Source organism: Erythrobacter sp. THAF29 (assembly GCF_009363635.1).
Taxonomy (GTDB): Bacteria; Pseudomonadota; Alphaproteobacteria; order Sphingomonadales; family Sphingomonadaceae; genus Erythrobacter.
Window position 1 is genome coordinate 1,820,669 of record NZ_CP045392.1, and the last position, 23,490, is coordinate 1,844,158.

Consider the following 23,490-nt stretch of genomic DNA (forward strand, 5'->3'; position numbering starts at 1 on the left):
AAGCATGACCGATCTACCCGAAGGCACCCGCCCCGAAACGCTTTCTGTCCACGCCGGCACTCAGCCGGACCCGGCCACCAATGCGCGGATCACGCCGATCTACCAGACGTCGTCCTATGTTTTCGACAGTCCAGAGCATGCAGCGAACCTGTTCTCGCTCGCCGAATTCGGGAACATCTATTCGCGCATTATGAACCCCACCAACGATGCGCTTGAAAAGAAGGTCGCAGCGCTTGAGGGTGGCGTGGGCGCACTGGGCGTCGCCTCGGGCCATGCCGCTCAGTTGATCGCGTTTCACACGCTGATGGAGCCGGGCTGCAACATAGTTGCCGCGAAAAAACTCTATGGCGGTTCGCTCAACCAGCTCGGTGAGGCGTTCAGGAAGTTCGGCTGGGAAACCCGTTTCGTCGACACAGACGAAGTCGAGAATGTCCGTGCGGCGATGGATGACAAGACGCGCTGCGTCTTCATCGAGAGCCTCGCCAATCCCGGCGGTGTGGTGAGCGACATCACCGCTATCGCCGATATCGCGCATGCGGGCGGAGTGCCTCTGATCGTCGATAATACGATGGCCAGCCCGGCGCTGTGCCGGCCGTTCGATTTCGGCGCGGATATCGTGGTGCATTCGACCACCAAGTTTCTCAACGGCCACGGCAATTCCATCGGCGGCGTGATCGTCGACAGCGGCAAGTTCGACTGGAAGGCGCAAGGCGATAAGTTCCCCTCGCTGACGAAGCCGAATGGCTCCTATCATGGCGCGGTGCTGGTCGATGCATTGGAGCCGGTCGGACCGATAGCATTCATTATCGGTTGCCGGGTACTGGGGCTTCGCGATCTGGGTCCGGCGATGGCGCCGATGAACGCGTTTCTTGCGCTGACTGGCATGGAAACACTGCAGCTTCGGATGGAGCGTCACTGCGCCAACGCGCAGGCGCTTGCCGAATGGCTCAGAGAGCAGGAGGAGGTCGCGTGGGTCAGCTATGCCGGGCTGCCGGACGACCCCTACAACCCGCTCGCCAGGAAGTATCTCGGCGGTAGGGGCGGGGCGGTGTTCACATTCGGCCTAAAGGGCGGTTACGAAGCGGGAGTAAAGCTTGTCTCAAACGTAAAGCTGTTTAGCCACTTGGCTAATATCGGCGATACGCGCTCTCTGATCATTCACCCGGCATCGACCACGCACAGCCAACTTTCCGAAGATGAATTGCTGGCAGCAGGTGCCGGGCCCGATGTCGTCCGGGTGTCGGTGGGTATCGAACACATCGAAGACATCAAGGCGGACCTTGAACAAGCCCTCGCCACGATTGGCTGAACGCACCGCTCCCGCGCTTGGCTTTTCGGTCGACGAGCTGCTCCCGAAGGCCCGTGGGGGAGGGCAGCTTCGGATGGGACTGGTGCGGCTTTCCGAAGGCGAGTGGCTCCAGCCCGATCCCGATCTCGAAGCCCGGCGTGCTGGCTTTGCGGAGTGGCCCGAGGGCATCCAGCTCACGCCCGAAGCAGAAGCGCCGGGACGCGAACTCGCTGCGATGATTGGAGTAAACGGCGCGCTCCCCGAAGCGGCACTCTCACGGCACGAGGATATGTGCCTGCTGACCAAACGCGAGGGCGACGACCAATACCGCCTCATCGGCGCGGCGGTCGCGTGGCCCTCAGACTGGTATCCAAGGGACAAGATCGGCCTACCGCTGCGTGCGCTCCACGCGCCCATCGCAGGCTACGAGGAGCAGCTTGCAACCGGGGTCGATCGCTTCATGGAAACGCTCAAACCCGGCGCGATCTATGGCCGCTGCAACTGGTTCATCGCGTCCACCGGCGAGCGTCGCTGGCTCGCACAGGGCGAACCGCAAGCCCAATTTGCTCACGTAACCGCCGAGAATGCGGGCGAAACCCTGTTCGTGCGCTCCGAACGCCAGACGCTGCGACGCTTGCCAGAGACAGGCGCGATCCTTTTCACGATCGGGATTTATGTCGAACCGCCGGGACGGCTCGCCCGTGACAATATCGAGCGGCTTGCCTCGGCAGTGCAGACGTTGCTCAAAGGTGAAGGTGCGAGGCGCGGCATAGGGGCTTACGCCGAGGCTCTAATCCGCTATGCGAACGACAAGAGAGACGAGAAGCAGGGCTGAAATGTTTTCGAAAATCCTGATTGCCAATCGCGGCGAGATCGCTTGCCGGGTCATCCAGACGGCGAGGCGGTTGGGTATCGCCACGGTTGCAGTTTATTCCGATGCCGACCGCAATGCGCCATTCGTCCACATGGCGGATGAGGCGGCGCATATCGGCCCGTCACCGGCGGCTGAAAGTTACCTCGTCCCTGAAAAGATCATCGCCGCATGCAAGGAAACCGGCGCCGAGGCCGTTCATCCCGGATACGGCTTCCTTTCCGAACGCGCGAGCTTCGTCGAGGCGCTGGAGGCTGAGAATATCGCTTTCATCGGCCCGCCCCCGGGCGCTATCGCGGCGATGGGTGACAAGATTGAATCGAAGAAGCTGGCCAAGGAAGCGGGCGTCAATGTCGTGCCCGGCTTCGTCGGAGAGATCCGCGATACCGAACATGCGGTCGAGATTTCCGATGGCATTGGTTACCCTGTAATGATGAAGGCGTCTGCCGGAGGCGGCGGCAAGGGAATGCGGCTCGCGTGGTCGGAAAAGGACGTGCGCGAGGGGTTTGAAGCGACCAAGCGCGAAGGCCTGAGCTCCTTTGGCGATGACCGGGTTTTCATCGAGAAATTCATCGAGAACCCGCGCCACATCGAAATCCAGATCCTCGGCGACAAGCACGGCAACATCCTCTATCTGAACGAGCGCGAATGCTCGATCCAGCGCCGCCACCAGAAAGTGGTCGAGGAGGCGCCATCGCCCTTCGTCACCGAAAAGATGCGCAAGGCCATGGGCGAGCAGTGCGTCGCGCTGGCGCGTGCGGTCGATTACCATTCTGCCGGAACGGTTGAGCTGATCGTGAGCGGCGCGGACCCGACCGGCGAAAGCTTCTATTTCCTCGAAATGAATACCCGGCTGCAGGTGGAGCATCCCGTCACCGAGGCGATCACGGGTATCGACCTGGTCGAACAGATGATCCGCGTCGCGGCGGGCGAGAAGCTGGAGATGACGCAGGACGATATCGGGATCAACGGCTGGTCGATCGAAAACCGCGTCTACGCCGAGGATCCCTATCGCGGCTTCCTCCCATCCACCGGTCGGCTGGTCGAATATTCGCCGCCGGTCGAAGCCTGGTCAGACGATGGCGAGGTTCACGGCAAGCCGCGCCGCGGCGTCGCGCATGGTGTCGGCGGTGTACGGGTTGATGACGGCGTGTTCGAGGGCGGCGAGGTGTCGATGTTCTACGACCCGATGATCGCCAAGCTCATTACCTGGGCTCCCACGCGCGAAGAGGCGGCCGATCTCCAGATCGAGGCGCTCGATCACTTCCGCATCAAGGGGCTGGGGCACAATGTCGATTTCCTGAGCGCGATCATGCAGCACCCCCGCTTTCGCTCTGGCGAACTGACCACGGGGTTCATCGCCGAAGAATACCCTGACGGGTTTCACGGCGCGCCGGTTACAGAGGAGTTTCGTCGGATGCTGGCGGCGATCTGCGCGGGCAACGAATTCACCTGGCAGGCACGTGCCCGGCAGATTTCAGGCCAGCTCGACGGGGCCGTGCCGGTGCGAGCGACTGGCTTGTGAAGTTTGGCGATACCCGCCACGAAGTCACGCTGGGGGACGGTCATGCCATTGTCGATGGAGAACAGGTCGAAGGCAATTGCAACTGGCTGCCTGGAATGAAGGAAGCGGTCGCCAGCACTTCCGCCGATGGTGAAGAGGGTGAACGCTTCGGCCTTATCGTCGAGCGCGATGGCAATCATTGGATCATCACCACGCGCGGAGCCTCGCACCGCGCGCTCGTGTTGCCGCTGAGGCTGGCTGCACACGAAAACCTGATGATCGAGAAAGAGCCGCCCGATCTTTCCAAGATGATCATCTGCCCGATGCCCGGGATGCTCGTAAAGCTGCATGTCGAAGAGGGCGAGGAGGTCCAGCCCGGACAGCCGCTCGCGACCGTCGAGGCGATGAAGATGGAGAACATCCTGCGCGCCGAAAAGGAGGGCAAGATAGCCACGATCAACGCTGAAGAGGGCGAGAGCCTGGCGGTCGATGCGGTGATTCTCGAACTCGAATAGGGTTAGCGGCGGTAGCTAAAATTCGATTCGCGTGGCGGCTTGAAACATTCATCGCGCGGGTCTGCCGAAAAATTTCCAGCCAATTGTATACCAACGACAAAGTGTCGCGATTGGTAAACGATCATGCCTAAAAGACTCGCCAAGCGGCCGCTCTTGCGAGACACTTCACAACTCGACACGCTTAGAATGACAAACTGGCTCTGAGGGGGGCAAAACGTGGCTAAGAAAGGCACCGGGTACTTCGACCGGAAAGGCCATTTCTTCAAAACCCCGGGCGAGGCGACCGAAAGCGACCTCGCACGGCTGTTTGGACAAATCGGTGAAGGCGAAAGCCTTGCTCCGGGCATCGCGCACATGCTGCTCGAGCATCGCGATGACATAGAGCGTCTGTTTGCCGAACACGATGCAATGATGGCGGAAGACGAGGATGCCGATGGCGCTTCGGTGACGAAGATCGGCTCGAAAGTCTCGAAACTGCCAAGCCGCCCGGCGAGCTAGTCTTCAAGCATTGCAACCGCGCGTATCCAGCCTGCGCTAGCTCGCTCGATCTTTACCGGAAAGCAGCTGAACATGAAGCCGTGTGCCGGTAACGCATTGAGGTTGGTCAATTTCTCGATCTGGTAATAGGGCCGGATACGCCCGGCCTTGTGGCCTTCCCAGATAATTGAAGGGTCACGCTTTTCTGCCCAGCGCTTTGCCGTTTGGCTGAAGGGCGCGTCCCAGCTCCATGCATCGGTGCCGACGACCTCGACGCCGCGCCCGGTCAGCCACAGGGTCGCCTCTGCGCCAAGCCCGACACCCTGGTCGGTGAAATTCTCCGTGCCGTAGACCGCGCCCGACTGGATCAGCACGATATCGAGCGGCTGCAGTTCGTACCCGATGCGCTCGAATGCCTCTTCGACCTCTGCCGCGCTCACCACATGGCCATGGGGAAGGTGCGAGAAATCGAGTTTCACGCCGGGCCTAAAGAACCGGTCCAGCGGCGCTTCATCGATGCTCGGCGCGGGCCTTGCACCGTCGTCTGTGGTCGAATGGTAATGCCACGGCGCGTCCATATGGGTGCCATTGTGGGTCGAGAGTTCGAGCATCTCGACCGCCCAACCTTCGCCATCGGGCAGGTCGTCCTTTTCGAGGCCGGGAAAGAACATCGCGATCTGCTCCCACGTGTTCTCGTGGGTCATGTACTGGATTTTGGGCCGCATGACCTCGGGATCGGAAATCACGTCGTTGGTGATCGGGATCGAGAGGTCGATGAAGCGGGTCATGGATCAATGCGCCTGCAATTGCTCGTCGAGGAACTCGGCAATGTCGTCGAGCGCCACATCACGGGCGAGATAAGCCTTCCCGATGCCTTTCAGCAGGAGGAATGGCAGCGTATCGCCCTCCATCTTCTTGTCGTGACGCATGTGGTCGGCAAGCTTTGCTCCGTTGCAATTGAGTCCGAGCGCGGCAATCTCGGAAGGAAGGCCGGCATCGTCGATCACCCGCGCGGCGCGCGCGGCATCGTCGATCCGCATTTCCCCTCGCCGCTCCGAATAGCGCGCTGCGAGCACCATTCCGAGCGCGACCGCCTCACCGTGCAGCAAACGGTCGGAAAAGCCGGTTTCCGCTTCGAGTGCATGGCCGAATGTGTGTCCCAGATTGAGAAGCGCACGAACGCCGCTGGTTTCGCGCTCATCCTCAGCTACGATCTTCGCCTTGGCGCGAATGCTGGTGGCAATGGCATGCGCGAGCGCTTCTGGTTCGCGGGACAGCACCTTGTCGCCGTTTTCCTCGAGCCAACCGAAGAATTCGGCATCGCCCAGCAATCCATATTTGACGACTTCGGCATATCCTGCGCGCATTTCGCGGTCAGGGAGTTGCTCGAGCACGAGGGGATCGATCAGTACGGCGGAGGGCTGGTGGAACGCGCCGATCAGGTTTTTGCCCGCGCGCGTGTTGATAGCAGTCTTTCCCCCGACCGAACTGTCCACCTGTGCGAGCAAAGTGGTCGGTATCTGCACGAATCCGCAGCCGCGTTTCGTCACCGCGCAGGCGAAGCCGGTGAGATCGCCCACTACCCCGCCACCCAGTGCGAAGACGTGTTCCGTGCGCGTCACTCCCAGGCCGAGGAGCCAATCGGTCAATTCTTCGAGCACGCTCCAGGATTTTGCGCCTTCGCCCGGTTCAACGACGAACCACTCGGCTCGTCGATCTTCACCTGAAAGCGCCGCGTCGATCTTCTCGCGGAAAAATCTCGCGGTGTTCGCGTCGGCAACAAACGGTATGGCCCGCGAGCCATATCCATCGAAAAAGGGCCTCGCGCTCTCGGCAAATCGCTCCAGCACGCAGCCGCGCTCGATCATCACGTCGTAGCTGCGCCCCGCGAGCGCTACGGGAATTACAGCCATCGGTCGATTGCCTCAATTATCGCGCGGGCAGTGTCCTTGTGGGGGCCGTCTTCGCTCAGGACGCGCACCTGCGCCTGGCTGTAGTAGGGTTCACGCTCGTCCAGCAGCCGGGTGAGGATTTCTTTCGGATCACCCGTCCTAAGCAAGGGGCGGTGGCTGCGGCGTGACGTGCGCTCGACCAGAGTATCGATATCGCAATCGATCCAAACCGCGATTGCTCGATCGAGGATAAGCGCGCGTGTCTCGGGATCGACGAATGCGCCGCCACCCGTCGCGATAACGCCGCTATTCTCGTCAATAAGGCGCGCGATCACGCGGCGCTCTCCGTCCCTGAAATACGCTTCGCCAAATTCCTCGAAAATTTCCGAGACATTTCGCTGCGCAGCCTCTTCGATGGCATCATCGGCATCGATGAAGTCGCGCGCCAGCATGGATGCAAGCCGCCGTCCAACGGTTGACTTTCCCGCTCCCATCAACCCGACTAGCACGATCGGGCGATCGATCCGCGCGGCGATCTTGGCGATATCGCTGTCTTTCAAGGAGGGTTCGGCAGTCATTGCCGCAAGGCCTATAGATGGGCTAGAGCGCGCGCAATATGGCAAACTCGTTGCGTGCGTCTCTTCCCAAGCATTCCAAGCAGTCTCCCAGCGACAAGGGCTTGCGCGCCCGTGCGCCATACTATGCAGCGATAGGAGTGCTTGCCATACTCGTCCTCGCCTATATCGATGGCGGCGAAGAGCCGATCCGACCGATTAGCCAGACGGTCGAGATACCGGGAATGGCGACGGAGAGCGAGTGATGATGCGATCATTCTGGATGGCGAGCGCGGCGGCGCTGGGCCTTGCGGGGGCTGCGGGCGGCATGTTCGCCGGTGGCTTTGCGAGTGCGCAGGACGCGCCCGAATCGTTGCTGCCACCCGGTTTCGACGATCCCGCGCCTGCACCGACGCCCACGCCGACCTCGCGCCCTACAGCTGCGCCTTTGCCCACCGCACCCGGAGCGCCGCCCGCTACGCCAACTACCGGGAGCCCCGTGGTACAGCCCATCCCGGGTCCACTGCCGAGCGTTCCGACGCTGTCCGGGGAAGACCTTGCTCGCCTGCCGTCGCTTGAGGATCTGGAGAGCCTTTCGCCCGACGAACTCGATGAACGGCTAGGCCTGACGCCCAAGTTCGACATTCCCCCTGCCGCGCGGCGCTCGCTATCGCAGGTAGGCGTTCTCGCGCCGGAAGAAGGCGGCTTGCCGACAGCTTCGCTTGCGAAACAGCCTGCAAACCTCGTTCGCGCCATCCTTGCCGGGACGCGGCGCCCGATGGTTTCGCGATGGGGACACATCCTGATGCGCCGCGCATTGGCCAGCCGCCTAGAAGCGCCTGATGGCATGAACCCAGTCGAATTCGCCGCATTGCGCGCCGGGGTGCTCAACAGGATGGGCGAATACACTATCGCCCGCGCAATCGTTCAGGATGTCGACACGGGCAACTGGAACGACGCGCTGATCGATGAGGCTCTGACCTCCTATATCGCAACCACAGACGTGACCGGCGCATGCCCGGCAGTAAGATTCCGCCGGGGCGAGCGGGACGATCCGCAATGGGTCATGCTGCAAGCGATATGCAACGCTTATGCGGGCGAGGGAACTTTGGCCGGCTCGCAGCTTGACCGGGCTTTGGCCGACGAAATCGCGGCCCCCATCGATATCCTCCTCGCGCAGAGATTTGCCGGCGCGGCGGGGAGAGGACGGCGCGCGGTCGAGATCGAGTGGGAGAATGTCGAAGAGATCACCCCGTGGCGGTTCACGCTCGCCAACGCCGTGGGTGAACCGATCCCGGAAAGCCTTTTCGATGAGGCTCTCGAAGGGCCGGGCGGTGATTATTTCGCGTATGCAGGTGCAGGCGCTCCCATGCTTCCACTCGCGACCCGCGAGCAACTGGCGCAGCGCGCGGCAAGCTCGGGCGTATTTTCATCGAGTGCGATGGTCGATCTCTACAGCCAGATTTACGCCGACAATTCCATCGGAGGCGAGGTGGGTGAACGTGCCGCGTTTCTGCGCGAGGCTTATGTCGCTTCCGACGCGGAGGCGCGGATTGATGCGATGCGCCAGCTCTGGGGCGATAACGACAATTATGCAGGTCAGGTGGTTACTGCATATGCCGCCGCTCGGATTCCCGCCTCGGAGAACTTTGCTGCATATTCGGGCGGCCTTATTACCTCCATGCTCGCGGCAGGACTGGACCGCGATGCTGCCGCCTGGAGCGGTACTATGGCTCCGGGCAGCCTTGGCTGGGCTCTTCTGGCGGTCGGTGTGCCCGGCGCTGGCAGAGCGGACCAGCAAGCGCTCGACACCTTCGTCGACAATGACGACAGCGAGGAAATGCGCGCGTCTGCGTTTCTGATTGCAGGTTTGCTTGGCCTCGATCGGCTCGGGGCGGCGGAGCTGGAGGAATTCGGCGACCGGCTTGAAATCGACTTCGACCGGCAATCGCGCTGGACACAAGTGATAGACCGCGCGGCCGAGGTCGAGAACGCGGCGCTCGTCACGCTGCTCGTGGGGCTCGGCATGCAGGGAGATGATTGGTCGAAGATGACCCCTCTGCACCTCTATCACATCACTGCTGCGCTGCGACGCGTGGGGCTGGAAGCGGTAGCACGGATGATCGCGGCAGAAGCGGTCGCTCGGGCCTGATCGCTCGTGTCGGCTGCGACGCAGGCCTTTCTCGACATGCTGGCAGCCGAGCGAGGCGCGGCGGTAAACACGCTTGCAGCTTACAGGCGCGACCTGGAAGGCGCGGAGGACGCGGTCGGCGATTTGTCCAGCGTATCGCGGGCAAAAGTCGCGACTCTCGCCCATGAATGGAGCGCACTCGCCCCCTCTACCGTCGCCCGTAAAGCCTCGGCCCTCAGGCAGTTTTTTGGCTTCGCAGTCGACGAAGGCTGGCGGCGCGACGATCCTTCGGGTGCGCTTCCGAACCCGCGTACGCGCAGGCCGCTGCCCAAGGTGCTTTCCCACGAAGAGGTGGAAAAGCTTCTCGAGCGCGCCGAGCTTGAAGCTGAGGGTGGAAAGCCGACAGCTGTAAGGCAATTGGCACTGGTGGAGATGCTCTACGGCTCGGGCCTCCGCGCGACCGAGCTCGTTTCCTTGCCATTGAGTGCCGTTCCCCGCGATGCGCCGCTTATTACGGTGATGGGGAAGGGCGGGCAGGCGCGCATGGTGCCGGTAAGCGACCGGGCGCGTGAAGCATTGCAGAAATGGCTCAATCTGCGCCCGCAGGAACCCGCATCGCGGTTTCTCTTTCCTTCGCGAGCGGGAAAGCATCTCTCGCGCGTGCGGCTCTACCAATTGCTCAAGGAACTTGCCGTGAGGGCAGGGCTCGATCCCACGGGTATAAGTCCGCATGTCCTGCGCCACGCCTTTGCAACCCACCTGCTCGAAGGCGGTGCGGACTTGCGCGTGCTCCAGACATTGCTTGGCCATGCCGACATAGCGACCACCCAGATCTACACCCATGTCGATGCGGCGCGGCTGGTATCCCTCGTCAATGCGCGGCATCCTCTTGCTACACGTCGCGCTTCGGACTAGCGCAAGCGCCATGAATGCATATCTCGATTTCGAGAAACCCGTCGCCAGCCTCGAAGAGCGGATCGCTGAATTGCGTGCCGCGAGTGAGGACGACGCGGTCGATATCTCCAGCGAAATCGCCCGGCTCGAGGCGAAGAGCGCGGAGTTGCTCGCCAGTACCTATGCTTCGCTCACGCCTTGGCAGAAAACGCAGGTGGCGCGGCATCCTGAACGCCCGCATTTCCGTGACTATGTGGAGCACGCGTTCGAGGACTTCATGCCCCTGGGCGGAGACCGCCTGTTTGGCGACGACCTCGCGATCATGGGAGGTTTTGCAAGGCTCAACGGCCGGCGAGTGATGCTGATTGGCCATGAGAAGGGCCACGACACGCAAAGCCGTCTCAAGCACAATTTCGGGATGGGCAAGCCCGAGGGTTACCGGAAAGCCGTCCGCCTGATGGATATCGCGGGCCGGTTCGGCCTGCCCGTCGTAACGCTTGTAGACACTTCCGGAGCTTTTCCGGGGATTGAAGCCGAGGAACGCGGCCAGGCCGAGGCCATAGCCCGTTCAACCGAGGCATGCCTGGCGCTGCCGGTGCCGATGGTGGCGGCGATTGTCGGCGAGGGCGGATCGGGTGGCGCCGTAGCCCTGGCGAGCGCGGAGCGCGTGCTGATGCTCGAGCATTCGGTCTATTCCGTGATTTCGCCCGAAGGCTGCGCCTCCATCCTGTGGCGGACAAGCGAGAAAGCGGCCGAGGCAGCTCAGGCGATGAAGGTTACTGCGCAGCATCTGAAACGGCTCAAAGTAATCGACCGGATCGTCAAGGAGCCGGTTGGCGGCGCACACCGCGATCCGGTGGCCACGGCAGTGTCGCTGGGCAAGGCGCTTTCGGAGGAGATCGACGCACTCGCCGACCTGCCGAGCGAGACGCTGATCCGCACCCGCGAGGAGCGATTCCTGCAACTGGGCGGCTAGCCGGCCCTTACGCTTCGTCGGAACCTCTCACCGCCGCGCGTATTGAATATCTATACGTAGGGCTGCGGTCACGTGGCATGAGAGGAGCGCGAAGAACATGAATAATAAAGCGAAACTGGTCCGGCTCGGGTTTGCATCAGCACTCGCCCTCAGCGTCACGGGCTGCATGGGAGCGGGGGGCTCGGTGCCATCGGCATCCACCCCGATTACCGACGAAGAGGCAAAACTCGGCGAACAGTACCACCCGCAGTTTCTTGCGGAGTTCGGCGGTGCGATGACCGGCCCTCAAGCCGCATATGTCGAGCAGGTCGGGAAGAATATCGCGGTGCAATCAGGGCTCGGCAATGCGCGTGAGAGCTTCACGGTGAGCTTGCTCAACAGCCCGGTTAACAACGCATTCGCAGTGCCGGGCGGATACATATATTCCACTCGCCAGCTCGTTTCGCTTATGAACAACGAAGCAGAGCTTGCAGGCGTTCTCGGGCACGAGGTGGGTCACGTCGCTGCGCGCCACTCCCAGCGGCGCCAGCAGGCGGCTCAACGCAATTCGATACTCGGTGTGCTTGGTGCGATCGGCAGTTCGATTTTGCTCGGAGACAGTTCGATCGGGCAGACACTGTCACGCGGCTTTCTCCAGGGCTCGCAACTCCTGACATTGCGCTTCTCTCGCAAGCAGGAATTGGAAGCCGATCAACTCGGCATCCAGTACCTCACCCGTGCGGGGTACGATCCGAACGCGATGAGCACGGTGCTGGCGAGCCTCGCCGCGCAGAACCAGCTCGACGCTCAGCTGCAGGGTCGGAACAATGCTACGATTCCAGAATGGGCATCGACTCACCCGGATCCGGCCAGCCGCGTGCAAACCGCTCGCGCCAGCGCCGCCGGTCTGGCCGGTTCAGTCCTCAATCGCGACACATTCCTCACGCGGATCGACGGCATGATCTATGGCGACGATCCGGAGCAGGGCGTTGTCGAGGGGCGCAACTTCATCCACCCCGAACTGCGCCTCGCCTTCACCGCGCCCCAGGGCTTTTACATGGTCAATGGTACACGTGCGGTCAGCATAAACGGCCAGAACGGCAAGGCGCAGCTTACGCTTGCGACTTATGAGGGCAACCTCGAACGCTATGTCAGCCAGCAGTTCATGAAGCTGGGTGGGGAGGGGAATAATCTCCAGCCGTCCAGCATCCAGCGTACCACGGTCAATGGCATTCCCGCAGCATACGGCACTGCGCGGGTGAATAATGGTCAGAGCCAGGTTGATGTAGTGGTCTTCGCCTACGAATTCTCAAAGGATCGCGCGTATCACTTCCAGGCGATTACGCCGGCGGGTAGCTCCAACACATTCGCATCGATGTTCCAGTCCATGCGCCGGATCAGCCAGTCGGAGGCGGCCGCCGTCATCCCGCGTCGGATCGATGTTATCACGGTACGGCGCGGAGACACGATAAGCTCGCTCGCCCGCCGAATGGCCTATGACAGTGCGCAGGTTGAAAGGTTTCGCGTGCTCAATGCGCTGGGATCAAACGACACGTTGCGTGCGGGTCAGAAAGTGAAGATTGTGGTGCGTGCTCGCTGACCCTCGCGAGCGATCCACAATAGGGCGCGTTGCAAATCTGCGGCGCGCAAAAGAAAAGCGGCGGGGAAATCCCCGCCGCTTCCTTGTTTGGTAAGTCTTACGACTTAGCCAGCCATCGACGACGAAACGTCCGAGAACGTGTCCGAAAGGGTGTTGCCGAGGCTCTGCATTGCGGTGATTGCAGCAACTGCGATCAGAGCAGCGATCAGGCCGTATTCGATTGCGGTTGCGCCCTGCTCGTCACGAGCCAGCTTGTTGAAGAATTTCATTTGTAGTCTCCTGGTTCAAGTCTTCGGTACCCGTTGCCCGCTCGAAAAAACGAACAGACATTTGCGGATGTAAGGAGCAGCTCTTGAAAAATTCCTAATTCGGAGCCTTTCAAAAACCTTAAGTGGTCAACTCGATGCATCCGTTGCCGCGGCCTCAACCTCACTCCATACTCGGCTGTTCTCGTTGGCTACGCCTTGGAGAGCGCCAAGCATGGCAAGGACGATAAGACTCACGATCAGTCCGTATTCGACGGCGGTGGCACCTTTGTCGTCCGTTCCAATGTGCTTAAGGAATGCAGTCAAACTCATGTGGTCACCTGTCAAAACGTTGCTGACATCGGCCGGTATCGCCCGAGGCGATTAAGAAAAGGTTATTGGAGCCGTCCGATTTGGAAAAAATTCCGACATGATGAAACAATGGATACCGGTTGTTGCAGGAGCGCTGCGCGCCCCCGACGGTCGCTGGTTGATGCACAGGAGACCTGCAGAAAAGCACCATGGCGGTCTATGGGAATTTCCCGGTGGCAAGGTAGAAGATGCTGAAATTCCTGTTGAATCTTTGGTTCGTGAGCTGCGGGAGGAACTCGGGATTACGATTGTAACGGAGGCGTGCATCCCGGTCGCGTTCGCCGAAGAAGCCGCGTCAGGGGGGCGAATCCCGATTGTCATTCTGCTTTACAGAATCGCGAATTGGGTAGGTGATCCCACCGCACTTGAAGGAGGGGCGATCGGCTGGTTTACGCCTCGCGAGATGGCCGGTTTGGACAAACCGCCGCTTGATATCGCTCTTGCCGAGCGCTTGTTTGCGGACCAGTGATTAATCGTACTTGGGGATGCAATCAGGTGTTGCCAAGCCGCGCCTGCCACCTTATGTGCCGCCCCTCACCGCGCGCCAGTAGCTCAGCTGGATAGAGTACCTGACTACGAATCAGGCGGTCGGAGGTTCGAATCCTTCCTGGCGCGCCAAGAAAGCCCATCCCGCGAGGGGTGGGCTTTCTTGGTTCAGGGGCAGTCCCCCACGCTGTCTTCGAGCGCGTGCATTTCGTCATCGGAAAAACCGAAGTGATGGCCAGCCTCGTGGATGACCACATGGCGGACCAACTCCTCGAACCCCACTCCTGTCTCGCGCATTTCCAGTAATAACGGCTGACGGAACAGGCTGATCACCGGCGGCATGTCGCCGCTCGCCCACGACGACCGTTCTGTTAGCGGCACCCCTTCGTAGAGGCCGCTTAGTTCCCACCGATTCGCGATGTCGACAGACGCGAGCTGTTCCGCGCTTGCAAACTCATCGACCTTGAGCGCGACATGGGCGAGCTGTTCACGAAATTCGCTCGGGAGACTGGAAACCACATGGCGTGCAGCCTCTTCAAATTCCGCTGGACTGGGCTCTGTGCAACTCATCGCATCCATGTGGTGAGTGATCGGGTTCGGGGCAAGAATTCGGAACGCCGACCCGGGCGGCTCGTTGGTTTGGAAAGACATCCAAGGAGTTATCAATGAACCAGCAAGCCACCGTCCTCAATCGACTCAAGTCCGACCACGATCGCCAACGCGAACTGCTCGATCGGATTGCCGAGACGAGCGGCGACACTGAAAAACGCCGCGAGCTTTTCACCGAACTGACCAAGGAATTGAAGAGTCACGCCGCTGCTGAAGAGCAGGCGGTCTATTCCGAAATGCTCGCCGACCCCGAAGTGAGCGACGAGACCCGCCATTCGGTCGCGGAACACCACGAGATCGACGAAATGCTCAACGATCTGGCCGCTACTGACATGAGCTCGCCGGCGTGGCTGCAGAAATTCAAGCAACTCGACGAGCGCTATCGTCACCATATCAATGAGGAAGAGGAAGATCACTTTCCCGATTTCGCCGAGCAGATCGACGATGCGATGGACAAGGAAATGACCGATACTTTCGACGAGCGGAAGAAGGCGGAAAAGGAAGCTGCCGAGATCACACCCGAAAAGATGGAAGACGCCAAGGAGTAACCGGCGAATCCCCACCTTGCGAGGCGCCACCTGCGGAAACGCAGGCGGCGCTTCTCATTTGAGAGCATGGCGAGGGAAACTTTCGCACCTATATGGTCCTGCGAAAGATATGTCGCATAATGCTTCATCCAAAGCCGCTAACGCTGCGTATCTTTTGCGGGCCGGGTTCCAGTAACCCGGCTCTTCGTCAGGGATCGATCGTAAATACGAGGGAGGGCCGTGCACCGGGTCAGCCCGCTAACGCAGAAAGCGAATAGCCATGAACTACATGAATGTGCATGATCACGATGAATTTGACCCGGAGAATCCCTTGAACAAGCCCGACGTGCCCGAAGATGTGCAGGAGGCGATCCGCACGATCCTGAGATGGGCAGGCGATGATCCCGAACGTGAAGGCCTGATCGACACCCCGAAGCGTGTGGGACGCGCATGGCTCGAGTATTGCGAAGGCTACCAGTCGGACCCGGCAGTACACCTCAGCCGGGTTTTCGAGGAGGTCGGTGGGTACGATGAGATCGTCCTGCTCAAGGACATTCCGTTCCAATCGCATTGTGAGCACCACATGGCGCCCATCACGGGCAAGGCGCATATCGCCTATCTGCCGGACAAGAAAGTTGTTGGAATATCGAAGCTTGCGCGCGTGCTGCATGGATTTGCGCGCCGTCTGCAGATCCAGGAACGGCTAACGGCCGAAGTCGCCCAGTGCATCTGGGACAATCTCGAACCGCAGGGTGTCGCCGTCGTGATTGAGGCGCAGCACGGTTGCATGACCGGCCGCGGCGTGAAGACCCACGGGGTGGAAATGACCACCAGCCGAATGCTCGGCTGCTTTCTCGAAGATCCACGCAGCCGCAAGGAAGTGATGAGCCTGATGGGTTACTGATCGGGCCGAACCACTGGTGAAGTCCGGGCGGCGCGTCCGAAAGGTCAATCGCCTTTGGCGTTATCGTGTGTCGACTTTTCCATCTTCTCCCGCGCGATCCGGATGCGTTCTCGCTCGGCGTTCTGCCGGTCGTGGGCGCGCCCGCCGTAGATTGCCGCGACGACGAAGATGGTCATCAACAGGATTGAGACGATGATGATTGCGTTGATCATGGATAGGTCTTTGTCCCGCGGATCTTTCTAGTGTCGAATCGACTTCTTGCATAGGGCTCGCTCAGACATTCAGCTTGATCTGGGATTGTCCGCATGAAGCCGAAGATCCTGACCACACTCGCCGATTATTCGTGGGCGCAATTCAGGGCCGATGTCTTTGCGGGGATATCAGTAGCCTTGGTGGCGCTGCCTCTGAGTATCGCGATCGCAATAGCGTCGGGCGCTCCTCCGCAGGCCGGTGTCGTTACCGCAATCGTCGCAGGGCTTCTAATCTCCGCGCTTGGAGGCAGCAGGGTCCAGATCGGTGGGCCTACGGGCGCGTTCATTGTCGTCGTCTACGGCATCATCCACCAGCACGGATATGACGGCCTGCTGGTTGCCACCTGCATGGCCGGCCTGATCCTTGTCGTTGCAGCCTTGCTGAAGCTTGGGTGACTGATCCGCCAGATACCAGAACCGGTCGTCGAAGGTTTCACCCTGGGCATCGCGGTCGTGATCGCTTTCCGCCAGATCAAGGACCTGACCGGGATGACAGGCGCCGCGCTGCCTGCCGACTTCATGCCTAAGATCGAGGCCTTGTGGGCGATGCGCGATACTGCCGATTTCACCGCGCTGGGACTGGGGATCGCCACGATTGCGACAATCCTCGTCTTGCGTCGGATCGCACCGAAAGTCCCGTGGATGATTTTCGTGATTGCCGCCGCCAGCGCCCTTGCGGCCTTCCAGTTTCCTTCAGTTGAGACGGTTGGCGAAAGGTACGGAGAAATGCCTCACGGCCTTCCCATGCCTTCATTGCCGCATTTCAACGCCGAAATAGTAGCGGAATTGCTCCCATCGGCCTTCACGATCGCATTTCTGGTCGGCATCGAATCGCTGCTGTCGGCAATCGTCGCTGACAGGATGATCGGCGCGTCGCACCGTTCGAACGCCGAACTCCTCGCTCAGGGGGTGGCGAACATGGCATCGCCGCTGTTCGGCGGGCTTCCCGCGACCGGGGCGATCGCGAGGACGGCGACCAACGTGAATGCAGGTGGCCGCACCCCGGTCGCAGGCATGATCCACGCCCTGACGATACTCGCATTCATCCTGCTTGCCGGACCGCTGGTCGGATCGCTCGCGCTTCCTGCGCTTGCCGGTCTGTTGATGGTGACCGCCTGGAACATGAGCGAACCTCACCGTTTCGCCGCAAGACTCCAATTGCCGAAAGAAGAACTCGCGCTGCTGGTATTGACCGCTGTCCTGACGGTCCTCGTCGATCTGACCGTCGCAATCGGGGTCGGGACGATCATCGGGCTCGCATTGCGCCTTCGCGATGGCAAGCTGGAGGCACCGCGTTGGCACACGCCCATCAAACTCGCGCGCCGCAGGAATAACGGCGACGAATAGGAGGGGGGGGCGACGTTGCGCCTTGGGTTCACCGTCGAGACCCAAGGCGCCTCGCGTTAGAGTTGCGCGAGCATATGCTCCGCGCTGGAGACGCGGAAGTCGCCCGGATCCTCGACATTGAGCTGCTCGACCACGCCATCGTTGACGATCAACGAAAACCGCTGACCGCGCTTGCCCATGCCGAATCCCGAAGCGTCCATGGTGAGGCCAAGTGCTTCGACGAAGTCGGCGTTGCCGTCTGCCAGCATGGTGATGTCCGCCGATCCGGCGAGCTTGTTCCACTCGGCCATCACAAAGGCATCGTTGACAGCCGTGCAGGCGATCTCGTCGATACCTTTGGCCCTCAGCTCGTCGGCTTTCTCGACAAAGCCGGGCAGGTGCTTGGCCGAACAGGTGGGGGTGAAGGCACCCGGAACCGAAAACAATGCGACCCTTTTGCCGGCGAAATATTCGCTCGAGGAAACCTGCTGCGGACCTTCGGGAGTGGCTTTCACCAGTGTCACCTCGGGGATCCTGTCGCCTACCGAAATCGTCATGTCCGTAATTTCCTTTCGCAAGAGGGGGCTCTTGCGCCCGATATAGACCCTCTCGGCGCTCCGGCAACAATTACAGATATAAAGATAACTTTATATTTGATCGCCGACGGCCTCGCCGCTAGGGCGCAATGCAAGCTAAGCGAATTTTGCAAAGTCCCAGGAGACACCCCATGGCCACCGCCGCTCTCGAACACGAATACGTCGTCAAGGATATCTCTCTCGCCCAGTATGGCCGCGACGAGATCGCAATTGCCGAAACCGAAATGCCGGGCCTGATGGCGCTGCGCGAGGAATATGGTTCGTCGCAGCCGCTCAAGGGCGCGCGCATCACCGGTTCGCTGCACATGACGATCCAGACTGCGGTGCTGATCGAGACGCTGGTCGCGCTCGGCGCGCAGGTTCGCTGGGCAACCTGCAACATCTTTTCGACGCAGGACCACGCGGCGGCCGCAATCGCCGCTCAGGGCATCCCGGTCTTTGCGATCAAGGGCGAGAGCCTGTCCGATTACTGGGATTATGTCGGACGCATCTTCGACTGGTCTACCGAAGAGGATCCCGACCTCACCGCCAACATGATCCTCGACGATGGCGGCGATGCGACGATGTTTGCCCTTTGGGGCGCGCGGATCGAGGCGGGCGAGGAATTGCCGGCTCCTGCAAATGCTGAGGAAATCGAGTTCCAGCGCGCGCTCAAGGCGTTCGTGAAGGCAAAGCCCGGCTACCTGACCCGCAGCGTGAAGAACATCAAGGGTGTCTCGGAAGAGACGACGACCGGCGTGATGCGGCTCTACCAGATCGCCAAGCAAGGCAAACTTCCGTTCCCGGCGATCAACGTGAACGATTCCGTGACCAAGTCGAAGTTCGACAACCTTTACGGATGCAAGGAATCGCTGGTCGACGCGATCCGCCGCGCCACCGACGTGATGCTGGCCGGCAAGGTCGCCTGCGTTGCCGGCTATGGCGATGTCGGTAAGGGATCAGCTGCTTCGCTGCGCGACGGCGGTGCCCGCGTGATGGTGACCGAAATCGACCCGATCTGCGCGCTGCAGGCGGCGATGGACGGCTACGAAGTCGTTTCGATGGAAGAGGCGACCAAGCGCGCCGACATTTTCGTGACCGCCACCGGCAACGAAGACGTCATCACCGGCGAGCACATGAAGAACATGAAAAACATGGCGATCGTGTGCAACATCGGCCACTTCGACAGCGAGATCCAGATTTCCGCGCTCGACAACTACGAGTGGAAGGAAATCAAGGAAGGCACCGATATGGTGACGCTGCCCGACGGCAAGAACTTGCTGATTCTTGCCAAGGGCCGCCTCGTGAACCTCGGCTGCGCCACCGGCCACCCGAGCTTCGTCATGAGCGCCAGCTTCACCAACCAGACGCTCGCCCAGATCGAGCTGTTCACCAAGTCGGACGAATACGAAAACGACGTCTACGTGCTGCCCAAGCACCTCGACGAGAAGGTCGCGGCGCTGCACCTCGAAAAGCTGGGTGTCGAACTCACCAAGCTGTCGAAAAAGCAGGCCGACTATATCGGTGTACCAGTGGAAGGCCCGTTCAAGCCGGATCACTATCGCTATTGATCGGGCGTTGCCTGTCCGCTCATCGCAGCAAATACGAAAGCCCTCGCAAATCATCGCATTTGCGGGGGCTTTTCCGTTGTCGGGCGTTGCAAGCCGGGCGTCGCCGTCATAGCTGCAAATCATGGAGCTTTCGCCGCTTGCCCTTACGCTAATAGGCCTGCTGCTCGCCGCGTGGACCGTCGCGGCGGCGCTGATGGTCTTGCGTGCAGGAGCCAAGACCCGGCGGGCGAAGGCGCTTCAGACCTCGCTCGGACGGATGCAGCGCATGATGGACGGCGCGCCAGCAATTCCGATGCTTGTACGAGTCGATGGCCGGATCGAGGCGCCTGAACGGCTCGCGCGCTGGCTCGGACTAGACGCGATGCCCAAATATCTGAGCGAACTTGCGGGGGGCGAGGATAAGGGCAGCGGCCTGTCGCAAAAGCAGGTCGAAGAGCTTTCCGAGCATGTGAGGGTGACCCAGAAGAGCGCTACCCCGTTCAGGCTGGTCGTCACACCGCCCGGATCAGGCAAGAGCCTCGCGATGCAAGGTACTCTCGCCGACTCGCAGATTTCTCCGGGTGGTGCGGCGCTGGTTTGGGTGTTCGACTTCAGCGAAAGCGAGGGTGAACTAGCGCGCCTGCGCAAGGCGACCTCTCAGGCGGAAAGCGACTTTGCGGCGCTGGTCGGCCTCATCGAAGCCGCGCCGGTACCGATGTGGTTTCGCGGCCGCGACATGCGATTGGGGCTCGTCAACCAGGCCTATGTCGATGCCGTCGGCGCGGTCGATGCTGCCGAAGTGATCGAGAAACAGATTGAGCTGCTCGAAGCAGAAGACGGCATGACACCGCAGCAGGCCGCGCGCGCTGTATTCGAAAGCGAACAAATCGATGAGCGTATAACGGCAGCGACGATCGACGGGGCGCGCAGGACCTTGCGAGTCAGGAACCAGCCGCTCGGTCGCGAAGGCGTGACCGGTTACGCAATCGATATCGAGGAGCAGCAGCAGGTCCGCCGCGAGTTTCGCGCGTTCCGCGATGCGCAGCGCGCCATGCTCGACCAGCTTTCGGTCGGCGTCGCCCAGTTCGACAGCGAAGAAAGGCTCACCTTCGCCAATACGCCCTTCCGACGCCTGTTCGATCTCCCCGAAGGCGCGGTACGTGAGGCTACTCCGTTCGAGCGCTTCCTTACAGAGGCTCGCGAGAAGGGCTGCACGCCCGAAGTGCGCGACTTCCCCGAATGGCGGCGCGAGCATGCGGCGTGGTTCGACCAGGCCGACATGCAGGAAGAGGCATGGCCGCTCCCGGGTGGCACGCATCTGCGCATCGTCGCGCAGCCCATGCCCGATGGCGGTCTCGTCTTGATCGCTGAAGACCGAACCGAAAGCCTTGCCCTTTCGGCGACGCGTGACACGCTCCTGCGCACCCGCACCGCGACGCTCGACAGCCTGTTCGAGGCACTGGCGATCTTCGCGCCGGATGGATCGGTACAACTATGGAACCGCAGTTTTGCAGGGACATGGGGTTTGACGAGCGACTTCCTCGATACCCATCCGAGCGCGGATGCTTTGCTTGAAGCCATCGGCGCGAACCTCGCGCATCCCGCGCAGGCGAGCCGAATCGGCGACGTGGTGCGCGCAGCCACTCTCGACCGGCGGGAGAAGGAGGGGCAGCTCAAGCTTGCCGATGGACGCACGCTTCGTTTTGCAGGTGTGCCGCTGCCCGATGGCAACGGACTCCTTACCGTACTCGACATAACCGACTCGCAGAAAGCCGAGCAGGCTCTGCGCGATCGGGCCGAGGCGCTGGAAGAGGCGGACGCTGTGAAGGCGCGCTTCCTTGCCAACATGTCTTACGAATTCCGCACACCGCTGACCACGATCGGCGGCTATGCCGAGCTGCTCAAGAGCGGCGCAGCCGGTGCCCTGGACGAAGGGGTGAACGAATATCTCGACGCGATCCTCGTCGCTGTGGCCCGGCTCACCGAGCAGGTCGAAAACGTGCTCGACCTTTCCCAAAGCGAAGCCGGATTGCTGCCGATAAACAAGGAGGAGATCGACCTCGTCGGATTCCTCACGAAGCTGGTTCGCGAACGCGAGAGCGCGATCATCAAGGGCGGGCTAGGTCTTGATCTCAAGGGCAAGCGAGGCCGCAAGGTCCAGGCCGATCCTCGCCAATTCGGACGCGCGGTGGGTAACTTACTCGACAACGCGATCGCAGGAACCGGAGAGGGCGGCCATATTCTGATCGAAGTCTTCAAGCCAGATTCCGATAGCGAATGGGAGGCCAGCTTCGCCATCGCCGACAATGGGGCTGGTATGAGCGAGGAAGCGCTCGAGCGGGCGCTCGACGGCGGACGTTCTGGCGGGGATGGTGGGCACGAAAAGCGCACCGGTCTCGGCATCCCGCTCGCACGGCAATTGATCGCGGCGCATGGTGGTCAGCTTGAGATCTCAAGCCAGGAAGGCGTGGGAACGACCGCAGTGATCCACCTGCCGTGATCGAAGAGAAACGTTTCGACCTGCCGGATATTGCAAGCATGGAGCGGTTCGGCACGGCAATCGCCGAGCGACTACGCGCAGGCGACGTCGTGGCGCTTGAAGGCGGGCTGGGGGCGGGCAAGACCACGCTCGCTCGCGCCATCATCGCCGCGCTCGGCTACGAACGCGAAGTGCCTTCTCCGACCTTCACGATCATCGAGACTTACGACGCACCACCGCTACGCCTGCCTGTCGTCCATGCGGATTTCTACCGCCTCGAAGACCCGTCCGAACTCGGGGAAATCGGGCTTGACGATTACCGTGACGGCGCCGCGTTGATCGCCGAATGGCCAGACCACGCTGGGGGCTTCACGCATGAGGCAGGATGCCTTTCGATCCTGTTGGAAACCGCTGGCGAAGGGAGAATTGCGATTGCGAGAGGCGCTGCGGATTGGTTAGGACGCATGCCATGACCGAATTGCCTGCGGGCCTTCACGAATTTCTGTCCAAGGCTGGTTGGGAAGGGGCCGAAATCGACCCGATCCCGGGCGACGCCTCGTTCCGCCGCTATTTTCGTGTCCGAAGGCCTTCGGGTGAGCGCGCCATGCTCATGCACGCGCCGCCACCGCACGAGGATCCTGCGCCGTTTCTCCTTGTAGCCCAGTGGCTGAGCAACCACGGCCTTCGCGCGCCGGAAATCCTTGCGCAGAACCCGCGCGAAGGCTGGGTGTTGACCGAGGATTTCGGCAATGACCGGATGCGCGACTGGCTCGACGAAAACCCCGACGGTGAAGAAAGTGCCTATGCAGGCGCAATCGATGCGCTGGTCGAGTTGCATCGTCAGGAGCCGGGACCGTTCTCGCCATATGACATGCCGACTTACCTGAGGGAAACGAGCCTCCTCACCGAGTGGTATGCTCCGGCCGTCGGGCTCGACGTGGATGTCTCAGGTTACGATGCGGCATGGAGCGAGGCGCTGGAGCCGATGCTCGCCCGCCAAAAACCCGGCGTGACCGTGCTGCGCGATTATCACGCGGAAAACATCATGTTGCTCGGCGATCCGCGGATGGGCGCACCCCAAGGCCTGATCGATTTCCAGGATGCGCTGGTCGGTCATCCCGCTTACGATCTCGTGTCGCTGCTTCAGGACGCACGCCGCGATGTGAGTGAGGACCTGGAAAGAGCGATGCTCTCCCGCTACGCCGGACGTGCTGGCGCGAACGAGCACTTCGAAGCCGATTACGCCCGCCTCGGCGCCCAGCGCAACGCCAAGATCGTGGGTATCTTCACACGGCTCTACAAACGCGACGGCAAGCCACGCTACCTCGACATGATCCCACGCGTATGGGCGGCGATGGAGCGTGATCTCGCGCATCCAGCCCTCGGGCCGGTGGCGGACTGGTTTGCGCGCAACATCCCGGATGATCTGCGCAAGAGCGGCGGGGGAACGATCAAGTGAGTAAGTCCGAACTCGTCAGCGACACA

General features: G+C 61.2%; 25 protein-coding genes, 1 tRNA gene and 1 pseudogene. 19 read left to right on the forward strand and 8 right to left on the reverse strand.

The window, feature by feature from the left end; translation table 11 throughout:
- Positions 1-4: 4 nt before the first annotated feature.
- The 5 genes from FIU90_RS08795 (at position 5) to FIU90_RS08810 (ending at position 4,676) form a co-directional block, all read left to right on the forward strand.
- Positions 5-1,309: an O-acetylhomoserine aminocarboxypropyltransferase gene (locus FIU90_RS08795; protein WP_152434403.1), complete on the forward strand. Its 1,305-nt coding sequence runs from the start codon at positions 5-7 to the stop codon at positions 1,307-1,309.
- Positions 1,302-2,123, forward strand: a complete 822-nt coding sequence (locus FIU90_RS08800) for a DUF3445 domain-containing protein (RefSeq protein WP_234029471.1) — start codon at positions 1,302-1,304, stop codon at positions 2,121-2,123. The genes FIU90_RS08795 and FIU90_RS08800 overlap by 8 nt, the downstream gene beginning before the upstream one ends.
- A 1-nt stretch (position 2,124) precedes the next feature.
- The gene (locus FIU90_RS08805) at positions 2,125-3,684 is read left to right on the forward strand and encodes an acetyl/propionyl/methylcrotonyl-CoA carboxylase subunit alpha (protein WP_370515052.1); all 1,560 of its coding nucleotides are present in this window, start codon (positions 2,125-2,127) and stop codon (positions 3,682-3,684) included.
- On the forward strand, positions 3,681-4,178 hold the full coding sequence (locus FIU90_RS15855) for a DUF2118 domain-containing protein (RefSeq protein WP_370515053.1): 498 nt from the start codon (positions 3,681-3,683) through the stop codon (positions 4,176-4,178). Before FIU90_RS08805 ends, FIU90_RS15855 begins: the two co-directional genes overlap by 4 nt.
- Positions 4,179-4,394: 216 nt before the next feature.
- Positions 4,395-4,676: a hypothetical protein gene (locus tag FIU90_RS08810; protein ID WP_152434405.1), complete on the forward strand. Its 282-nt coding sequence runs from the start codon at positions 4,395-4,397 to the stop codon at positions 4,674-4,676.
- Here FIU90_RS08810 and FIU90_RS08815 read toward each other — a convergent pair.
- Genes FIU90_RS08815 through FIU90_RS08825 form a run of 3 tightly spaced genes read right to left on the reverse strand, consistent with a single transcriptional unit; the run spans position 4,673 to position 7,125 of the window.
- The gene (locus FIU90_RS08815) at positions 4,673-5,443 is read right to left on the reverse strand and encodes a cyclase family protein (RefSeq protein WP_152434406.1); all 771 of its coding nucleotides are present in this window, start codon (positions 5,441-5,443) and stop codon (positions 4,673-4,675) included. The genes FIU90_RS08810 and FIU90_RS08815 overlap by 4 nt on opposite strands.
- 3 nt (positions 5,444-5,446) lie before the next feature.
- Complete coding sequence (aroB, locus tag FIU90_RS08820; protein ID WP_152434407.1) at positions 5,447-6,568, reverse strand: 3-dehydroquinate synthase; 1,122 nt, start codon at positions 6,566-6,568, stop codon at positions 5,447-5,449.
- Positions 6,559-7,125 carry a shikimate kinase gene (locus tag FIU90_RS08825; RefSeq protein WP_152434408.1) on the reverse strand — a complete coding sequence of 189 codons (567 nt, stop codon included), beginning with the start codon at positions 7,123-7,125 and terminating at the stop codon, positions 6,559-6,561. Before FIU90_RS08825 ends, aroB begins: the two co-directional genes overlap by 10 nt.
- Before the next feature lie 38 nt (positions 7,126-7,163).
- Between FIU90_RS08825 and FIU90_RS08830 the strand changes: the two genes are divergently transcribed.
- The 5 genes from FIU90_RS08830 (at position 7,164) to FIU90_RS08850 (ending at position 12,681) form a co-directional block, all read left to right on the forward strand.
- A complete protein-coding gene (locus tag FIU90_RS08830; protein ID WP_152434409.1) occupies positions 7,164-7,367 on the forward strand; it encodes a hypothetical protein in 204 nt (67 codons plus the stop codon).
- Positions 7,367-9,253 (forward strand): hypothetical protein, encoded by a 1,887-nt coding sequence (locus FIU90_RS08835; protein WP_152434410.1) that lies wholly within the window; start codon positions 7,367-7,369, stop codon positions 9,251-9,253. Before FIU90_RS08830 ends, FIU90_RS08835 begins: the two co-directional genes overlap by 1 nt.
- 6 nt (positions 9,254-9,259) lie before the next feature.
- Complete coding sequence (locus FIU90_RS08840; protein WP_152434411.1) at positions 9,260-10,147, forward strand: tyrosine recombinase; 888 nt, start codon at positions 9,260-9,262, stop codon at positions 10,145-10,147.
- Between the two features lie 10 nt (positions 10,148-10,157).
- Positions 10,158-11,102 (forward strand): acetyl-CoA carboxylase carboxyltransferase subunit alpha, encoded by a 945-nt coding sequence (locus FIU90_RS08845; RefSeq protein ID WP_152434412.1) that lies wholly within the window; start codon positions 10,158-10,160, stop codon positions 11,100-11,102.
- Positions 11,103-11,199: 97 nt separating this feature from the next.
- Positions 11,200-12,681: a M48 family metalloprotease gene (locus tag FIU90_RS08850; RefSeq protein WP_152434413.1), complete on the forward strand. Its 1,482-nt coding sequence runs from the start codon at positions 11,200-11,202 to the stop codon at positions 12,679-12,681.
- Between the two features lie 104 nt (positions 12,682-12,785).
- On the opposite strand, the gene FIU90_RS08855 is transcribed toward FIU90_RS08850, so the two are convergent.
- Complete coding sequence (locus FIU90_RS08855; protein WP_152434414.1) at positions 12,786-12,950, reverse strand: Flp family type IVb pilin; 165 nt, start codon at positions 12,948-12,950, stop codon at positions 12,786-12,788.
- Positions 12,951-13,076: 126 nt separating this feature from the next.
- Entirely contained in the window at positions 13,077-13,259 is a 183-nt protein-coding gene (locus FIU90_RS08860; RefSeq protein WP_152434415.1) for a Flp family type IVb pilin, read from the reverse strand.
- A 97-nt stretch (positions 13,260-13,356) separates the two neighbouring features.
- On the opposite strand from FIU90_RS08860, the gene FIU90_RS08865 reads away from it, so the two are divergent.
- Positions 13,357-13,767, forward strand: coding sequence for a (deoxy)nucleoside triphosphate pyrophosphohydrolase (locus tag FIU90_RS08865; protein ID WP_152434416.1), 411 nt, complete (start codon positions 13,357-13,359; stop codon positions 13,765-13,767).
- 72 nt (positions 13,768-13,839) lie between these two features.
- Positions 13,840-13,916: transfer RNA gene (locus FIU90_RS08870), tRNA-Arg, on the forward strand.
- Positions 13,917-13,952: 36 nt separating this feature from the next.
- Here FIU90_RS08870 and FIU90_RS08875 read toward each other — a convergent pair.
- Positions 13,953-14,435, reverse strand: a complete 483-nt coding sequence (locus FIU90_RS08875) for a metallopeptidase family protein (RefSeq protein ID WP_370515054.1) — start codon at positions 14,433-14,435, stop codon at positions 13,953-13,955.
- A gap of 14 nt (positions 14,436-14,449) precedes the next feature.
- On the opposite strand from FIU90_RS08875, the gene FIU90_RS08880 reads away from it, so the two are divergent.
- Both FIU90_RS08880 and folE read left to right on the forward strand, forming a co-directional pair.
- Complete coding sequence (locus tag FIU90_RS08880) at positions 14,450-14,941, forward strand: hemerythrin domain-containing protein (protein WP_152434417.1); 492 nt, start codon at positions 14,450-14,452, stop codon at positions 14,939-14,941.
- A 268-nt stretch (positions 14,942-15,209) separates the two neighbouring features.
- Positions 15,210-15,824 carry a GTP cyclohydrolase I FolE gene (gene folE / locus FIU90_RS08885; RefSeq protein WP_152435778.1) on the forward strand — a complete coding sequence of 205 codons (615 nt, stop codon included), beginning with the start codon at positions 15,210-15,212 and terminating at the stop codon, positions 15,822-15,824.
- A 44-nt stretch (positions 15,825-15,868) separates the two neighbouring features.
- On the opposite strand, the gene FIU90_RS15535 is transcribed toward folE, so the two are convergent.
- The gene (locus FIU90_RS15535; RefSeq protein ID WP_172970225.1) at positions 15,869-16,036 is read right to left on the reverse strand and encodes a hypothetical protein; all 168 of its coding nucleotides are present in this window, start codon (positions 16,034-16,036) and stop codon (positions 15,869-15,871) included.
- Positions 16,037-16,129: 93 nt separating this feature from the next.
- Here FIU90_RS15535 and FIU90_RS08890 point away from each other — a divergent pair.
- Positions 16,130-17,422 (forward strand): annotated as a pseudogene (locus tag FIU90_RS08890) (SulP family inorganic anion transporter).
- A 56-nt stretch (positions 17,423-17,478) separates the two neighbouring features.
- Here the strand turns inward: FIU90_RS08890 and FIU90_RS08895 are convergent.
- Complete coding sequence (locus FIU90_RS08895; RefSeq protein ID WP_152434418.1) at positions 17,479-17,958, reverse strand: peroxiredoxin; 480 nt, start codon at positions 17,956-17,958, stop codon at positions 17,479-17,481.
- Between the two features lie 170 nt (positions 17,959-18,128).
- On the opposite strand from FIU90_RS08895, the gene ahcY reads away from it, so the two are divergent.
- The 4 genes from ahcY (at position 18,129) to FIU90_RS08915 (ending at position 23,464) form a co-directional block, all read left to right on the forward strand.
- On the forward strand, positions 18,129-19,547 hold the full coding sequence (gene ahcY / locus FIU90_RS08900) for an adenosylhomocysteinase (protein ID WP_152434419.1): 1,419 nt from the start codon (positions 18,129-18,131) through the stop codon (positions 19,545-19,547).
- A gap of 121 nt (positions 19,548-19,668) precedes the next feature.
- On the forward strand, positions 19,669-22,026 hold the full coding sequence (locus FIU90_RS08905; RefSeq protein WP_152434420.1) for a PAS domain-containing sensor histidine kinase: 2,358 nt from the start codon (positions 19,669-19,671) through the stop codon (positions 22,024-22,026).
- Positions 22,023-22,478, forward strand: coding sequence for a tRNA (adenosine(37)-N6)-threonylcarbamoyltransferase complex ATPase subunit type 1 TsaE (tsaE, locus tag FIU90_RS08910; protein WP_152434421.1), 456 nt, complete (start codon positions 22,023-22,025; stop codon positions 22,476-22,478). The genes FIU90_RS08905 and tsaE overlap by 4 nt, the downstream gene beginning before the upstream one ends.
- The gene (locus FIU90_RS08915) at positions 22,475-23,464 is read left to right on the forward strand and encodes an aminoglycoside phosphotransferase family protein (protein ID WP_152434422.1); all 990 of its coding nucleotides are present in this window, start codon (positions 22,475-22,477) and stop codon (positions 23,462-23,464) included. Before tsaE ends, FIU90_RS08915 begins: the two co-directional genes overlap by 4 nt.
- Positions 23,465-23,490: the final 26 nt, after the last annotated feature.

Coding starts and splice junctions, on each gene's coding strand:
- FIU90_RS08795 (WP_152434403.1), top strand. CDS start 5: ATGACCGATCTACCCGAAGGCACCCGCCCCGAAACGCTTTCTGTCCAC.
- FIU90_RS08805 (WP_370515052.1), top strand. CDS start 2,125: ATGTTTTCGAAAATCCTGATTGCCAATCGCGGCGAGATCGCTTGCCGG.
- FIU90_RS08815 (WP_152434406.1), bottom strand. CDS start 5,443: ATGACCCGCTTCATCGACCTCTCGATCCCGATCACCAACGACGTGATT.
- aroB (WP_152434407.1), bottom strand. CDS start 6,568: ATGGCTGTAATTCCCGTAGCGCTCGCGGGGCGCAGCTACGACGTGATG.
- FIU90_RS08825 (WP_152434408.1), bottom strand. CDS start 7,125: ATGACTGCCGAACCCTCCTTGAAAGACAGCGATATCGCCAAGATCGCC.
- FIU90_RS08830 (WP_152434409.1), top strand. CDS start 7,164: ATGGCAAACTCGTTGCGTGCGTCTCTTCCCAAGCATTCCAAGCAGTCT.
- FIU90_RS08835 (WP_152434410.1), top strand. CDS start 7,367: ATGATGCGATCATTCTGGATGGCGAGCGCGGCGGCGCTGGGCCTTGCG.
- FIU90_RS08845 (WP_152434412.1), top strand. CDS start 10,158: ATGAATGCATATCTCGATTTCGAGAAACCCGTCGCCAGCCTCGAAGAG.
- FIU90_RS08850 (WP_152434413.1), top strand. CDS start 11,200: ATGAATAATAAAGCGAAACTGGTCCGGCTCGGGTTTGCATCAGCACTC.
- FIU90_RS08855 (WP_152434414.1), bottom strand. CDS start 12,950: ATGAAATTCTTCAACAAGCTGGCTCGTGACGAGCAGGGCGCAACCGCA.
- FIU90_RS08860 (WP_152434415.1), bottom strand. CDS start 13,259: ATGAGTTTGACTGCATTCCTTAAGCACATTGGAACGGACGACAAAGGT.
- FIU90_RS08865 (WP_152434416.1), top strand. CDS start 13,357: ATGATGAAACAATGGATACCGGTTGTTGCAGGAGCGCTGCGCGCCCCC.
- FIU90_RS08875 (WP_370515054.1), bottom strand. CDS start 14,435: ATGTCTTTCCAAACCAACGAGCCGCCCGGGTCGGCGTTCCGAATTCTT.
- FIU90_RS08880 (WP_152434417.1), top strand. CDS start 14,450: ATGAACCAGCAAGCCACCGTCCTCAATCGACTCAAGTCCGACCACGAT.
- folE (WP_152435778.1), top strand. CDS start 15,210: ATGAATGTGCATGATCACGATGAATTTGACCCGGAGAATCCCTTGAAC.
- FIU90_RS15535 (WP_172970225.1), bottom strand. CDS start 16,036: ATGATCAACGCAATCATCATCGTCTCAATCCTGTTGATGACCATCTTC.
- FIU90_RS08895 (WP_152434418.1), bottom strand. CDS start 17,958: ATGACGATTTCGGTAGGCGACAGGATCCCCGAGGTGACACTGGTGAAA.
- ahcY (WP_152434419.1), top strand. CDS start 18,129: ATGGCCACCGCCGCTCTCGAACACGAATACGTCGTCAAGGATATCTCT.
- FIU90_RS08905 (WP_152434420.1), top strand. CDS start 19,669: ATGGAGCTTTCGCCGCTTGCCCTTACGCTAATAGGCCTGCTGCTCGCC.
- FIU90_RS08915 (WP_152434422.1), top strand. CDS start 22,475: ATGACCGAATTGCCTGCGGGCCTTCACGAATTTCTGTCCAAGGCTGGT.